General features: G+C 70.8%; 13 protein-coding genes. 7 read left to right on the top strand and 6 right to left on the bottom strand.

From position 1 onward, the window contains the following. The first annotated feature begins 22 nt into the window (after positions 1–22). The 3 genes from ABIC61_RS15505 to ABIC61_RS15495 all read left to right on the top strand — a co-directional run bounded on the left by ABIC61_RS15505 (position 23) and on the right by ABIC61_RS15495 (position 2369). Entirely contained in the window at positions 23–892 is an 870-nt protein-coding gene (locus ABIC61_RS15505) for a Sir2 family NAD-dependent protein deacetylase (protein ID WP_144749760.1), read from the top strand. Then, the gene (locus ABIC61_RS15500; RefSeq protein WP_354030634.1) at positions 889–1527 is read left to right on the top strand and encodes a histidine phosphatase family protein; all 639 of its coding nucleotides are present in this window, start codon (positions 889–891) and stop codon (positions 1525–1527) included. Before ABIC61_RS15505 ends, ABIC61_RS15500 begins: the two co-directional genes overlap by 4 nt. A gap of 95 nt (positions 1528–1622) precedes the next feature. Further along, on the top strand, positions 1623–2369 hold the full coding sequence (locus tag ABIC61_RS15495; protein WP_354030633.1) for a hypothetical protein: 747 nt from the start codon (positions 1623–1625) through the stop codon (positions 2367–2369). A 287-nt stretch (positions 2370–2656) separates the two neighbouring features. On the opposite strand, the gene ABIC61_RS15490 is transcribed toward ABIC61_RS15495, so the two are convergent. Both ABIC61_RS15490 and ABIC61_RS15485 read right to left on the bottom strand, forming a co-directional pair. Then, complete coding sequence (locus ABIC61_RS15490; RefSeq protein ID WP_354030650.1) at positions 2657–3730, bottom strand: glycosyltransferase family 4 protein; 1074 nt, start codon at positions 3728–3730, stop codon at positions 2657–2659. A gap of 5 nt (positions 3731–3735) precedes the next feature. After that, entirely contained in the window at positions 3736–4680 is a 945-nt protein-coding gene (locus ABIC61_RS15485; protein ID WP_354030632.1) for an alpha/beta fold hydrolase, read from the bottom strand. 213 nt (positions 4681–4893) lie between these two features. Between ABIC61_RS15485 and treS the strand changes: the two genes are divergently transcribed. After that, on the top strand, positions 4894–6603 hold the full coding sequence (gene treS, locus ABIC61_RS15480; protein ID WP_079238905.1) for a maltose alpha-D-glucosyltransferase: 1710 nt from the start codon (positions 4894–4896) through the stop codon (positions 6601–6603). 125 nt (positions 6604–6728) lie between these two features. Further along, entirely contained in the window at positions 6729–7469 is a 741-nt protein-coding gene (locus tag ABIC61_RS15475; RefSeq protein ID WP_440130697.1) for a 3'-5' exonuclease, read from the top strand. 278 nt (positions 7470–7747) lie between these two features. Here ABIC61_RS15475 and ABIC61_RS15470 read toward each other — a convergent pair whose 3' ends face one another. From ABIC61_RS15470 to glgA, 3 genes are all read right to left on the bottom strand, one after another. Next, the gene (locus ABIC61_RS15470) at positions 7748–7996 is read right to left on the bottom strand and encodes a type B 50S ribosomal protein L31 (protein ID WP_070419036.1); all 249 of its coding nucleotides are present in this window, start codon (positions 7994–7996) and stop codon (positions 7748–7750) included. Between the two features lie 125 nt (positions 7997–8121). Beyond that, on the bottom strand, positions 8122–8904 hold the full coding sequence (locus ABIC61_RS15465; RefSeq protein ID WP_354030631.1) for an ABC transporter ATP-binding protein: 783 nt from the start codon (positions 8902–8904) through the stop codon (positions 8122–8124). 9 nt (positions 8905–8913) lie between these two features. After that, positions 8914–10113: a glycogen synthase gene (gene glgA / locus ABIC61_RS15460; protein ID WP_354030630.1), complete on the bottom strand. Its 1200-nt coding sequence runs from the start codon at positions 10111–10113 to the stop codon at positions 8914–8916. 47 nt (positions 10114–10160) lie between these two features. On the opposite strand from glgA, the gene ABIC61_RS15455 reads away from it, so the two are divergent. Beyond that, positions 10161–11402: a glucose-1-phosphate adenylyltransferase gene (locus ABIC61_RS15455; protein ID WP_144749747.1), complete on the top strand. Its 1242-nt coding sequence runs from the start codon at positions 10161–10163 to the stop codon at positions 11400–11402. Between the two features lie 83 nt (positions 11403–11485). Next, a complete protein-coding gene (gene serB, locus ABIC61_RS15450; RefSeq protein WP_354030629.1) occupies positions 11486–12124 on the top strand; it encodes a phosphoserine phosphatase SerB in 639 nt (212 codons plus the stop codon). Positions 12125–12261: 137 nt separating this feature from the next. Here serB and fabG read toward each other — a convergent pair whose 3' ends face one another. Beyond that, entirely contained in the window at positions 12262–12975 is a 714-nt protein-coding gene (gene fabG, locus ABIC61_RS15445) for a 3-oxoacyl-ACP reductase FabG (RefSeq protein WP_144749743.1), read from the bottom strand. Positions 12976–13097 lie beyond the last annotated feature (122 nt).

Below are 13097 nucleotides of genomic sequence, written 5' to 3'. Positions count from 1 at the left end.
TGTTGAGGGTACCGTGAACACGATGGCCACGAGCGAACCGACCAGCCCCGCGTCCTCCGGCGCGGTCGAGCTCGACCGCGCCGTCGAGCTGCTCGCCGGCAAGCGCATCGCCGTGCTGTCCGGCGCGGGGCTCAGCACCGATTCCGGCATCCCCGACTACCGCGGCGAGGGGCGGGTGGTCCGGAAGCCGATGACCTTCCAGGAGTTCCGCGCCGACCCCGCGAAGCGCCAGCGCTACTGGGCCGGTTCGCACCTCGGCTGGCGGACGTTCGCCGCCGCCCGCCCGAACGCCGGCCACCGCGCGCTCGCCGCCCTCGAACGCGACGGCATCGTCACCGGGGTCATCACGCAGAACGTCGACGGACTGCACCTGCGCTCCGGGTCGCGCCGGGTCGTCGAGATCCACGGGTCGATGGACCGCGCCGTCTGCCTGACGTGCGGGCAGGTGTTCTCCCGCGCTGACCTCGCGGCGGTGCTCGACTCGCTCAACCCGTGGATCGACGAGCCAGGTTCGGTCCAGCTGCAACCGGACGGCGACGTCGAGATCACCGACGTCGAACGCTTCCGGGTGCCCGACTGCTCGGTGTGCGGCGGCGTCCTCAAGCCGGACGTGGTGTTCTTCGGCGAGTTCGTGCCGGCCGAGAAGTTCCGCGAGGCCGTGTCCATCGTCGCCGAGGCCGAGGCGCTCGTCGTCGTCGGCTCCTCGCTCACCGTGAACTCCGGCGTCCGACTCGTCGACCACGCCGCACGCCGCAAGCACCCCGTCGTCATCATCAACCGGGGTGAGACCCGCAGCGACCGCCGGGCAGCCGTGAAGCTCGACGCCGGCACGACCGAGACGCTCGAGGCCCTGGCGGCGCGTCTCGACCCGTCTGCGATGATCGAACGGTGACGACGCTCCTCTACCTGGTCCGGCACGGCGAGACCGACTGGAACGCCGAACGGCGCATCCAGGGCTCCACGGACATCCCGCTCAACGACACCGGACGGCGGCAGGCGGCCTCGACCGCGATGCTGCTCGACCGGCGGTCGTTCGACGCCGTCGTCGCGTCACCGCTGTCACGTGCGTTCGAGACCGGGTCGATCATCGCCGAGCACCTCGGACTCTCGGCACCCGTCACCTACCCGGGGCTGGCGGAGCGCTCCTACGGCGAGGCCGAGGGTCTGACCAACGACGAGGTCCTGGCCCGCTACCCGCACGACGACGTCCCCGGCCGCGAGTCGCGGAGCGCCCTGCTCGCCCGGGTCACCGAGACCCTCGGCGAGATCGCCGTGCGGTACGACGCCGGCAGCGTGGTCGTCGCGACCCACGGCGCCGTCATCCGCAGCGTCGTGAACGCCGCCGCCCCGGGGACCGCCGACCGGCACGGCACCCCGATCCGCAACGGCTCCGTGCACTCGTTCCGGTGGGACCCCGAGCGGTTCCACGCCGAGCTCGTCCGGTTCGACGACCCCATCGACGGGGTGTCCGACGGGCCCGGCCGGTACACCTTCGAGTACCAGAACCCCCTCGAGCGGCGCGGGTAGCCGTCTCGGCCCGGTCCGCGGGGTCGACACCGCTGTCGGACCCGGCGTACTAGGCTCCGATGCACTCGCAGACCCGAGCGCGTGAGGGGGCCGACATGACGTCCGACGGACCAGGCGGTGTGCGTCCGGGATGGCCGCAGTCCGACGCCACCGACGATGACGACGACCTCGACCGCGCGTTCGGCCACGGCACCGCGTCGATGGCGGTCCGGACCCCGCGGCAGCGCGTGCGCCGCAGTGCCCTCGTCGGCGTCGGCGTGGTCATCGCCGCCGGGGTGCTCGCCGTGGTGCTGATCACGATCATCGGCAGCGTCCAGAACGGCGTCGGTGGGGTCTTCCCCCGGCCGGACGCCGCTCTCGACCGCTTCGACAGTGCAGCGCGCGACGTCAGTGGGGTCCAGCGCGTCACGGACGAGGAGCCGAAGAAGACCTCGTTCGCGAGCTACGACGTCGAGAGCACCGTCACGGTGTCGCCCACCCTGACCGAGGCCGAGCAGACCGCGGCCGTCGATGCCCTCGCCGCCGCGGCCGACGACGTCAGCGGCAACGGAGTGCGCGTGTTCGCGATCGCCGACCTCGGCGAGGTGCAGGTCGGGGTCTCCGCGGACGCTGCGGTCACCGACAAGCGCCTGGAGCTGGCACGGCAGCTGGCGGCGATCGGCGGGGTCCAGACCGTCCGCTGCGCCTGGGGGGACGCCGGACCGTCGGACGAGCCCGCGGAGCAGACGATCACGGTGGTGACGACGGGCACCGGGAACGCGCTCGGCGCCATCGTGGCGAAGGCCACGCAGGAGACGCGCGCGGTGTTCCCTGGTGCGACGGTGGAGTCAGCGCTGCCCTGAGGCCCGCGGCCGGGGCCGTGTCGGCCGCGGTCTTCGGCCCGACCCTTCCGCGAAAGCGACAGTCTGGCGCCGTACTCCCGCGGCAGTCTGTCGCTTTGACGGACCAGTCTCGAGCCCGTGACGGTACGGAGTCGCTTTCGCGCCACGAAGCACTCATCACGATGCTGAACTCGAAAGCGACAGTCTGGCGCTTTACTCCCGCGGCAGTCTGTCGCTCTGGCGTGCCCGACCAGAGCGCGCGGCGGCAGGGAGTCGCTTTCGCGAGAGAGACGCTGCTGCCAGCGTCGTCAGCGCCCCGCACGGTCCGCGACCGCGCGCTCGACCGCCCGCACGACCTGCTCGGCGGACTCGTCCCACCGGAACCGAGCGGCCCGTTCGATGGAGGCCTGCGAAGCGGCGTCCCACCGGTCCTCGAGCCGTCGCACGGCAGCGGCGACCGCCGACGGTGACGACGGGTCGAAGTACTCCGCGGCGTCCCCGCCGATCTCGCGGAAGATCGGGACGTCGCTGACGACGACCGGCGTGCCGACGCCCATCGCCTCGACCAGCGGGATGCCGAAGCCTTCGTCGTACGAGGCCGTCGCCAGCGCGGTCGCCGATCGCAGCACGGACAGGTACTCGTCGTCGGAGGCGCCGTCGTGGAACACGATCGCACCGGCGGGCGCGAGTCGGCTCAACCGCGCACGGTCGGCGTCGGAGACCCGGGACATGCAGTGCAGGACCCAGTCGGCGCCGAGCAGCGGGAGCGCGGCGGCCAGGGTCTCGACGTTCTTGTAGGGCATGAACGAGCCCATGTAGACGAGGGTCTTCTCCCGAGCACCGCCCGCGGGCCGGGGCACAGCGGGGTCGGCGGCGTTGTACGCCACGGTGACGGGTCGCTTCGTCAGCCGGTGGGCATCGATCAGCCCGGCGGTGGTCTCCGACACGGTGACGACTCCGTCCGCACCGTTCAGCAGGAACCGCTGCGGCGCCCAGCTCAGGTGGAACGCGCGCCAGCCGAGGCGGATCGGCCACGAGAACTCCCGTGGGGGTGTGCGGTTCCGGTAGTAGATCAGGTCGTGCAGCGTGAGCACGAGGGCGTAGTCACGGCCGCGGGAGCCCATGGTCTGCATCGGCGAGAACACCGCGTCGAGGCCGAGCCGGTTGACCTTCCGCGCGACGAGGGGCTCCCCGGCGTCGGTGGGTGCGGGAAGGAGTTCCCACGGGAGTCCCCCGGGCAGGGACTCGAGCTGCCGTTCGTCGTTCACCAGCAGCGTGTAGTCGTGCCGGTCCGGCAGGTTGGCGACCACGCCGGCGGTGAAGCGGCTGATGCCGTCGTGCCGTCCGATGCGGACGTACCGGCAGTCGAGGCCGATGCGCAGGCGCGTCACGAGGCAGCTCCGGAGGCCTTGCCGGGCTTCGCCTTCTTCGCTCGCCCGGCCGGTGTGTCCGCCATCCGGCGCAGGACCGCGGCGGCGGCGACGTCCGGCGTCTCGTAGTGCACGAGGTGCCCCACCTGCGGGATCACGACCAGTTCGGCATCGCGGAGGCGTCCGGCCAGTGCCTGCTGCTCCGGCACCGCCGTGATGTCGTCGCGCTCCGCCGCGATCATGAGCACGGGGACGTCGATGCGGTCCGCGTACTCCGACACGTCGTGCGTGACCGAGGTCCGGAACGCCTCGAGCACGCTCGTGCGGTTCGCGAACGCCGAGAAGTAGCGGTCGTGCTGGTCGTGCACCCACCGGCGGAGGTCGCGGTCGTGCGACTTCAACATCGCGATGCTCATCACCCGGACGATCGCCGGGTTCCGGAGCAGCCCGAGGCCGAGGGCCTTGGGCAGCACCGCACCCGCGCGGTAGTAGCCGATCGCGATGCCCGTGCCGACCGCCCGCGGTCCTTGCAGCGCGGGCGCCGCGATCGGGTTCACCAGGACGAGCAGGCGGGTCTCGAGACCAGCGGCCACCGTGGCCGACACGACGATCGAGCCGAACGAGTGTCCCAGCACGACCGCATCGCGGCGCAGCCCGAGGGCCCGGTGGAACCCGGTCAGCCAGGCGACGTACGCGTCGATGTCGGACTCCGGGAGCGGGTCGGAGATCCCGAACCCGGGCAGGTCCGGCACGATCACCCGGACGCCGACCAGGTGCGCGGCGATGGTCTCGAGCCCGTGGTGGTCCCCCCGGAAACCGTGCACGGCGAGCACGGTCTGCTCCGCGTCGGCAGGGCCGTACTCCCAGTAGTGCGTGGTGCGGCCGTCGACCTGCACGGAGCGGTGCACGACCGGGGTGGCGGCCATCAGCGACTGGTACGGGGAGAGCACGGGTGGTTGCATCCCGGCCAGTCTACGAACGCACGCCGGTGCGCCCGCGTCACCCCACGACGAAACCTGGACAACTCGCAGGCGGGACGTGCCTGTGGGAGGCGAGCCGCGCCTCCAGGCCGGGCCGACTCCGCCGCCGGGCCGACGCCCCTCGCCGCCCGCCGGGCCGACGCGGTCGGCGCTTTCTGCGGACAACCGGACCGGCGGCGGCCTAGCGTGTCCATGGTGACGTTCACCGCCCCGATCCAGCTCCCCGGCCTGACCCTGGACCCGCAGTGGTACAAGCGCTCGGTCTTCTACGAGTGCATGATCCGCTCGTTCGTCGACTCGAACGGCGACGGGATCGGTGACATCCAGGGGGTCATCGGCAAGCTCGACTACCTGCAGTGGCTCGGTGTCGACGCCCTGTGGCTCCCGCCGTTCTTCAAGTCGCCGATGCGCGACGGCGGCTACGACATCGCCGACTACAAGGCGATCCTGCCGGAGTTCGGCACCCTCGACGACTTCCGGGAACTCGTGACGAAGTCGCACGAGCGGAACATGCGCATCGTCATCGACATGGTGATCAACCACACCAGCGACCAGCACGAGTGGTTCCAGCAGTCGCGCGAAGACCCGGACGGCCCCTACGGCGACTTCTACGTGTGGCGCGACACGGACACCGACTACGAGAACATCCGCATCATCTTCGTCGACACCGAGGAGTCCAACTGGACCTTCGACCCGGTCCGCCGACAGTTCTTCTTCCACCGGTTCTTCTCGCACCAGCCCGACCTGAACTTCGAGAACCCGGCCGTGGTGGAGGCCGTGTACGACGTCGTGCGGCACTGGCTCGACCTCGGCGTGGACGGGCTCCGGCTCGACGCGATCCCGTACCTGTTCGAGTCCGAGGAGGGCAACGGCGAGGGCGAACCGGAGACCCACGAGTTCATCAAGAAGCTCCGGGCGATGGTCGACGACGAGTACCCCGGGCGTGTCCTGCTCGCCGAGGCGAACCAGTGGCCCCGTGAGACGGCGGCGTTCTTCGGCACCGACGAGGAGCCCGAGTGCCACATGGCGTTCGACTTCCCGGTGATGCCGCGCATCTTCTACTCGCTCCGCGCACAGCACGCCGCCGAGCTCAAGGCGATCCTGTCCGAGACCCTGGACGTGCCCTCCAGTGCGGCCTGGGGCGTGTTCCTCCGCAACCACGACGAGCTCACGCTCGAGATGGTGAGCGAGGAGTACCGGCAGGCGATGTACGGCTGGTACGGCTACGACCCCCGGATGCGCTCGAACATCGGCATCCGCCGGCGGCTCGCTCCCCTGCTCGACAACTCGCGCGCCGAGCTCGAACTCATCCACGCGCTGCTCTTCTCGCTGCCCGGGTCGCCGTTCCTCTACTACGGGGACGAGATCGGCATGGGCGACAACATCTGGCTGCCGGACCGCGACTCCTCGCGCACGCCGATGCAGTGGACCCCGGATCGCAACGCGGGCTTCTCCACCGCCGACCCGGGCAAGCTGTACCTGCCCGTCGTGCAGTCGCTCGTGTACAACTACGCGCAGGTCAACGTCGAGGCCCAGCTCGCCCAGTCCCGGTCCCTGCTGCACTGGGTCCGCAACGTCATCCACGTGCGGAAGGCGCACCCGGTGTTCGGCCTCGGGACGCTCGACGTGCAGGAGACCTCGAACGACTCGGTCCTCGCGTTCGTCCGCTCATGGGAGGGCTCGGGCGCGCAGTTCGGCCCCTCGGCGGAGGACGTCCTCTGCGTGTTCTCGTTCGCGACGAACCCGACGTCGGTGACGGTCTCGGCGCCGGAGTTCGCCGGGCGGCCGCTGTACGACCTGTTCGGCGGCGGGACGTTCCCCTCGTTCGACGAGTCCGGTTCGGTCACGTTGACCATGGGCACGCAGTCGTTCTACTGGCTGCACGTCGGCGCGCCGGTCGCGTAGGCGGTCCGCGCGGTCGGCTCGCGTCCGCGCGTGTCAGCGGGCACCGGCCTGGAGGCACGGCTCGGCCCCGCCAGGCGGGTCGCGGTGGTCGTGTCGGTGCGTCCGGTTAGCCTGTGGCCGTGACGATCTCCACAGCACAGCTCGACACGCCCGCCCCGGCGCAGGACCTCGCCGGCCGACCGTGGTGGCACGCGCTCGGCGTCTTCGACCTCGAGACCACCGGTGTGGACGTCGAGACCGCCCGCATCGTCACCGCGCACGTCGGCCTGATCGACATGACCGGCCGCTCGATCGTCGAGGGCGCCTGGATCGCCGACCCCGGCGTCGAGATCCCCGAGGGTGCCGCAGCCGTGCACGGCATCACCACCGAGCGGGCCCGGGCCGAGGGGCGCCCCGCGGGCGAGGTCGTCGCCGAGATCATCGCCGCGGTCGAGGCCGTCTTCGCCCGCGGCATCCCGCTCGTGATCTACAACGCCCCGTACGACCTCACCGTCCTCGACAGAGAGGCGAAGCGCCACGGCATCGCCTCCCCCGTCGTGGGCAACGTGGTGGACCCGCTCGTCATCGACAAGGCGTTGGACACCTACCGGAAGGGCAAGCGCACGCTCGAGGCCGCGTCGGAGCTCTACGGCGTCACCCTCGACGACGCGCACGACGCCGGAGCAGACGCCATCGCTGCCGGGCGTGTCGCGCAGGCCATCGCCGCGAAGTACCCGGAGGAGCTCGGTGTCTCCGCCGAGGAGCTCCACCGGAAGCAGGTCGGCTGGTGCGCCGAGCAGGCGACCTCGTTCCAGGACTACATGCGGAAGAAGCGCGACCCGTCCTTCACCGCCGACGGTCGCTGGCCCCACCGCAACGGTTCGTAGCCTGCCCGGCGCCGGCCGCGCCGCCTGTCGCACCGGACCCCGGTCGCGCACGTTCCCGGTCGCACCGGGTCCCGGTCGCACCGGACCCCGGCTGCGTCGTACCCCGGTTGCGCCCGGTTCCGGACATCGCGCCCCCGCACACCCGGGCGCGATGTCAGCACCGGGGCGCAATCAACACTGACCCGCAGCAGGCGCACCCCACGGCTCCGACCCGCCCAGGCGCACGCAAACGGGCGGCCCTCCCGAAGGAGAGCCGCCCGTCAGCGTGCAGAGCGTGCTTACTTGCCGAAGCTCTTGAAGCGCTGGTTGAACTTCTCGACGCGACCGGCCGAGTCGAGGATGCGCTGCTTGCCCGTGTAGAACGGGTGCGAAGCGGAGGAGATCTCGACGTCGATGACCGGGTAGGTCGCACCGTCGAGCTCGATGGTCTTGTCGCTGTTCGCGGTCGAACGCGTCAGGAACGTCTCACCGGAGGCCAGGTCACGGAAGACGATGGCGCGGTACTCGGGGTGGATGTCGGTCTTCATGGAGATTCCTCGGATAGCGGTGATGGGTGGGACTGCGCGAATGCTCGAACAAGCGCCACGCCGGAAGTCGTCGGCTTGCGCCAGCCGTCTACGTTACCAGACGGTGAGCCGGATGTGGAGCAGGATCAGGCCGCGCGTGCCGTGTACCGACCGGCGTCCTTCGACACCGTGAGCTCGATGCCGAACGCCTCGGTCAGGGTCGCTGCGGTGAGCACCTCGTCGATGGGGCCGGCGGCCTGCACGTGGCCGTCGGCGAGCACCAGCGCGTGGGTGAACCCGGCCGGGATCTCCTCGACGTGGTGGGTGACGATGACGATTGCGGGCGAGTCCTCGCTCTGGGCGTAGCCGCCGAGGGTGCGGACCAGGCTCTCGCGGGCGCCGAGGTCGAGCGACGCCGCGGGCTCGTCCAGGAACAGGATCTCCGGGTCCGTCATCACGGCACGGGCGATCTGGACGCGCTTCTGCTCGCCGTCGCTCAGCTCGCCGAACGTCCGGTCGGTGAAGGCCCCGAGGCCCCACTCCTCGAGCACGCGCTGCGCACGACGGACGTCGAGCTCCTCGTACTCCTCGTTCCAGCGCCCCGTGACCGAGTACGCCGCGGTGAGCACCACGTCGATGACCTTCTCGGTCACCGGGATGCGGCGGGCGAGGGCGGTCGACGCGAAGCCGATGCGGGGACGCAGCTCGAAGAGGTCGGCGCCGCCGAGCTCCGTGCCGAGCACCTCGACGTCGCCCGAGGTCGGGAAGCTCTGCGCGCCCGCGACCTGCAGCAACGTGGTCTTGCCGGCACCGTTGGCACCGAGCACGACCCAGCGTTCGTCGTCCTGCACCTCCCACGAGATCCCGTCGAGGATGGTGGCCCCGTTGCGGACCACGGAGACGTCTGACAAGCGCACGACCGAGGGCATGCGACCAGCCTAGAGGTTCCGGCCGAGCACCTCGTCGTAGACCTGCCGTGTCCGCTCGGCGATCGCGTCCCAGGTGAACTCGGTCTCGACGCGGAGACGTCCGGCGCGGCCCATCAGCTTCGCCAGCCCCTCGTCCGCGAGCACCTCGTTCAGCGTCGCGGCGAGGTCCGCCACGTAGCGATCGGGGTCGGTCGGGGTGCCGGTGCCGTCCTGCGCCTGGTCGATGGGCACGATGCGACCGGTCAGCCCGTCCGCGACGACCTCGGGGATGCCGCCGGTGCCGGTGCCGACGACGGGGATCCCGCACGCCATGGCCTCGAGGTTGACGATCCCGAGCGGCTCGTAGATCGACGGGCACACGAACACCGTGCCCGACGACAGCACGTTGACGATCTCCTGGTGGGCGAGCATCCGGTCGATCCAGACCACGCCCTCCCGCTCCGCACGCAGGCCCTCGACGAGGGAGGTGACCTCGGCCATGATCTCCGGGGTGTCCGGTGCACCGGCGCAGAGCACGATCTGGACGTCCGACGGCAGCGAGGCCACCGCGCGGAGCAGGTACGGCAGGCCCTTCTGCCGGGTGATGCGTCCGACGAACACGACGCTGGGGCGGGACGGGTCGATCCCGAGCGCGCGCACCGCGTCCTCGTCCACCTGCGGCTTCCACTCGTCGATGTCGATGCCGTTGTAGACGACGTGCACCTTCGCGGGGTCGATCGACGGGTACGAGCGCAGGATGTCCGCACGCATCGCCTTCGACACCGCGATGACACCGTCCGCGTTCTCGAACGCCTCGCGCTCCATCCAGCTCGACAGCCGGTAGCCGCCGCCGAGCTGCTCGGCCTTCCACGGCCGCAGCGGCTCGAGGCTGTGCGCCGTGACGACGTGCGGGATGCCGTAGGTCAACTGCGCGATCCGGCCTGCCGCGTTCGCGTACCAGGTGTGCGAGTGCACGACGTCGGCGCCCTCGACGTCGGCCGCGATGGCCACGTCGGTGCCGAGCGCCTGCAGTGCGCCGTTCGCCTGCCCGAGCGAGTCGGGCGTGCGGTACGCCCACACGTCGGGCTCGTCACGGAACGCCCCGAAGGCGCGGACGCACACCTCGGTGTCGGTCCCGGAGCGGAGCGCCGCGGTCAGTTCGGCCACGTGGACACCCGCACCGCCGTAGACCTCCGGCGGATACTCCCTGGTCAGCAGATCGACTCGCACGCGTTCAACGTAACCGGTTCCCAGTGCTGACGCCTACTGTGAGCGGCATGGCACCAAAGAAGGTCTTCGGTATCGTGCTCGCCGGCGGCGAGGGCAAGCGGCTCATGCCGCTCACGGCCGACCGGGCGAAGCCCGCTGTCCCGTTCGGCGGGAACTTCCGTCTCATCGACTTCGCACTCTCGAACCTGGTGAACTCCGGGTTGCAGAAGATCGTCGTCCTGACCCAGTACAAGTCGCACAGTCTCGACCGTCACGTCGCGGAGACCTGGCGCATGGAGGGGCTGCTCGGCTCCTACGTCGCGTCGGTCCCCGCACAGCAGCGACTCGGCAAGCGCTGGTTCGCCGGTTCGGCCGACGCGATCCTGCAGTCCCTCAACCTGCTGCGTGACGAACGCCCCGACATCGTCGTCGTGGTCGGCGCCGACCACGTGTACCGGATGGACTTCCACCAGATGGTCGAGGCGCACATCGCCTCCGGCCGCAGCGCGACCGTCGCCGCGATCCGGCAGCCGATCGGGCTCGCCGACCAGTTCGGCGTCATCCAGGTGGCCGACGACGACCCGACGAAGATCGACGCGTTCCTCGAGAAGCCGAAGGACGCCGTGGGGCTGGCCGACTCCCCCGGCGAGATCCTCGCGTCGATGGGCAACTACGTCTTCGACGCCGATGCCCTCGTCGACGCGGTCCTCCGAGACGGCCAGATCGAGACGTCGAACCACGACATGGGCGGCGACATCGTCCCGGACTTCGTGAACCGCGGCGACGCCGGCGTCTACGACCTCAAGCGCAACGAGGTCCCCGGCTCGAACGAGCGCGACCGGTACTACTGGCGCGACGTGGGGACGATCGACTCGTTCTTCGATGCCCACATGGACCTCATCGCACCCGTCCCGGTGTTCAACCTGTACAACCAAGACTGGCCGATCTTCAACCAGCAGACGAACCTGCCCCCGGCGAAGTTCGTCCGCGACGCCAACGGGAACACCGGCTCCACGGTCGACTCGCTCGTGTCGCTCGGCTGCCTGGTCTCGGGGGCGCAGGTCGAACGCAGCATGATCGGCCCGTGGTGCGGGATCGACTCCGGCGCGAAGGTCCTCGACTCGATCGTCTTCGAGCGGGCGTCCATCGGCGCGGGCTCCGTCGTGAACCGCGCGATCCTCGACAAGGACGTCGTCATCGCTCCGGGCGCGCAGGTGGGCGTCGACCGTGAGGCCGACGAGGCACGCGGCTTCACGGTCACCGAATCCGGCATCACGGTGGTCGGCAAGGGCGTCCGCGTAGACGCGTAGACGCGTACCGACAGAACTGGTCTGGAGGCGCGGCTGACGTAACGCACGTCGGCCGCGCCTCCGACAGTCGGTACCGTTGGTGCGTGCCACGCTTCCTCGTCGTCCTCGATGCCGATTCCACGCTCCTCGAGGACGAGGTCATCGAACTCCTGGCGGACACCGCCGGAACCCGGCCACAGGTCGCGGCGATCACGGAGCGCGCCATGCGCGGCGAGATCGACTTCGCCGAGAGCCTCCGGGAGCGTGTCGCAAGCCTGGCGGGCCTCCAGGCCGACGTCTTCCGACGGGCACAGGACGCGGTCCGCGTGACGCGGGGCGCCGACCAGCTGGTCCGCGGCGTGCACGCCGCCGGCGGCACCGTCGGTGTCGTCTCCGGAGGCTTCCACGAGGTCCTCGACCCCTTCGCCGAGCGCCTCGGCCTCGACCACTGCCGGGCCAACCGACTCGAGGTGACCGACGGCGTCCTCACCGGACGGGTGCTCGGTGACGTCGTGGACGCGCACGCCAAGGCCGTCGCGCTCCGGGAGTGGGCCGACGCGGACGGCGTGGAGCTCGTCCGCACCGTCGCGGTCGGCGACGGCGCGAACGACCTCGAGATGATGCGCGTCGCTGCCCTGTCCGTGGCGTTCGACGCGAAGCCGCGCGTCCGCGAGCAGGCGGACGTGGCGGTCGTCGACCGCGACCTGTCCGCGGTGCTCGCGACGCTCGGCCTGCGCGGCTGACCCGGGCGGGCCGGCCCGCGCGTCGGTTCCGGGCCGAGTCTCGCGCCCAGCGACACTTCTCGCGACTCGGGCCGCGAGTACTGTCGCGCAGCCCGAGTCTCGGAGCCGGCGAGACGAGACTCGCGCCGGGGCGCGCCCTAGTGGCCCATCCCGAGGCCGCCGTCGACCGGGATGACCGCGCCGGAGACGTACCCGGCACCGTCGCTCGCGAGGAACAGCGTGGCGTCCGCGACGTCGTCGACCGTGCCGTAGCGCGCCGCCGGGATCTGCTTCTTGAACTCGGCCTGCAGCTCCTCGGGCAGCGCTGCCGTCATGTCGGTCTGGATGAAGCCGGGCGCGACGACGTTCGCCGTGATGCCACGGGAGCCCAACTCGCGCGTGATCGACCGCGCCATGCCGACGAGTGCGGCCTTCGACGACGCGTAGTTGACCTGGCCGACCTGGCCGTAGGCGCCGACGACGCTCGACATGAGCACGATGCGGCCGAACTTCGCCTTCATCATGCCCTTCGTGGCGCGCTTGACGACCCGGAACGTCCCCGTGAGGTTCGTGTCGATGACGCTCGTGAAGTCCTCCTCGGACATCCGGAGCAGCAGCTGGTCGTTGGTGATCCCGGCGTTCGCGACGAGGACCTCGACCGGGCCGAGCTCGGCCTCGACCTGCGTGTAGGCGGCGTCGACGGAGGCGGTGTCCGTGATGTCGGCCTGCACGGTGAGCGCACCCTCGGGGCCGCCCTGACCACTGCGGGAGGTGACCGCGACGCGGTGGCCGGCGGCGACGAAGCGCTCCGCCAGTGCTCGGCCGATGCCGCGGTTGCCGCCGGTGATGAGGACGGTACGGGGGGTGCTCATGGTCGCTCCGTTCGGTGTGGGGTGCACGGCGCGCCGGTCCGGTCACGGCTCGGACACGCCCGGACGAGCGTACCCGAGCAGAAACCCGACATCCGGCACCCGCGCGCTGCACCCATGTCCGG

The sequence above is a fragment of the Curtobacterium sp. 1544 genome, from assembly GCF_040544915.1.
In the GTDB taxonomy this organism is placed as follows: domain Bacteria; phylum Actinomycetota; class Actinomycetes; order Actinomycetales; family Microbacteriaceae; genus Curtobacterium; species Curtobacterium pusillum_C.
The sequence above is the reverse complement of the archived record's forward strand: the minus strand, read 5'-3'. Positions and strand labels throughout refer to the sequence as shown.